This window comes from Tychonema sp. LEGE 06208 (assembly GCF_015207505.1).
Classification (GTDB): domain Bacteria; phylum Cyanobacteriota; class Cyanobacteriia; order Cyanobacteriales; family Microcoleaceae; genus Microcoleus.
In genome coordinates this window covers 1-1,201 of record NZ_JADEWT010000229.1, presented here as the reverse complement: position 1 = coordinate 1,201, position 1,201 = coordinate 1, and the positions used below count along the sequence as shown (strand labels likewise).

Here is a 1,201-nt window from a genome sequence, read left to right as displayed (position 1 = left end):
CAGGGCTATTTCATTCTGGACAAAGCGTGAGATTGCTTGTAGGCTGGGGATGTCCTTGGTTATGTGATTGTTAAGTATGAGTAGTTTAGCGATTGTTGCGGCGTTTTCTGGATTGCCCGATGCCCGACGTGGTGCGGGGCGACGACATGACCAAGCGCTATGTATAGCACTATTTACATTGGCGATCAGTGCCGGATGTCGGGGCTTTTTATCAATCAGTGATTGGCTCAAAGGCTACCGTCGTGAATTACTTGAGTTATTTAGTCCAGCCAAATCACGATTGCCATCCTACAGCACGATTCGACGTGTATTATTAAATATTGATTATGAAGCCTATAGCCATTGCTTAGCCGACTTTTTTGTGATCGAGCCGTTGGCTGGGGAAACGATTGCGATGGATGGTAAAGTGTTGCGTGGTTCGTACAACCTCGATACGCCGGCAAGCACGACAGAATCTCATCCGGCTATTCAGTTAGTCACGGTCTATGTGGTGGAGCGAGGACTGATTTTGCCGATTCAACCTGTGGACTGTAAAAGCAATGAAATCAAGGCGCTGCCGCCAGTGCTCAAAGCATTAGCCGAACGCGGTGTAGTCTTTGCTTTTGATGCACTCAATACCCAAAAAAAACTTGTGAGCAAATCATCACTTCAAAAAATCATTATTTAGCCGCTATTAAAGGCAATCACGGCAACTTTTTGAAGGCTATTAAAGCCCTATTTAAATCCGAATCCCATTGCCATAGCGTTGAAACAGCCCATGGTCGAGTGGAACGACGGAGTGTTAGTCTGTGGCAGACATTAGCTGATTTACCCGGCATGGCCGACTGGGAGGGATTAACGACGATTATTCGCGTCACCAGTTATCGGCATTTGCTCTTCATGACAGCATCTGATCGTTAAGAAAAAGCAGACCCGCTATTACATCAGTTCCTTGAACGAAACCGTCGAACAATTTGCTCAACGCATTCGCAATTACTGGCACGTTGAAAATAAGGTTCATTATGTGCGGGATGTCACACAAGGCGAGGATGCTTCCCGGATTCGTGTCCAGCCACTGCCTAACCTGTTTGCCCTCGCCCGTAATTTGGCCCTCAATCTCTATCGGGAGCAGGGGGAAACTAATATGGCTCAAGCTCAACGTCAGGCAGGATTTGGCCTTGAATTCCTCAAAACCCTATTCAGAATGAAATAGCCCTGACTT

Annotated in this window: 2 protein-coding genes; both read left to right on the top strand. The window is 46.9% G+C overall.

The genetic code is table 11. The features are described 5' to 3' along the window. The first annotated feature begins 76 nt into the window (after positions 1-76). On the top strand, positions 77-667 hold the full coding sequence (locus tag IQ263_RS28060; RefSeq protein WP_194071292.1) for an ISAs1 family transposase: 591 nt from the start codon (positions 77-79) through the stop codon (positions 665-667). A 264-nt stretch (positions 668-931) separates the two neighbouring features. Next, positions 932-1,192: a transposase gene (locus tag IQ263_RS28055; RefSeq protein ID WP_194071291.1), complete on the top strand. Its 261-nt coding sequence runs from the start codon at positions 932-934 to the stop codon at positions 1,190-1,192. The last annotated feature ends 9 nt before the right edge of the window (positions 1,193-1,201 follow it).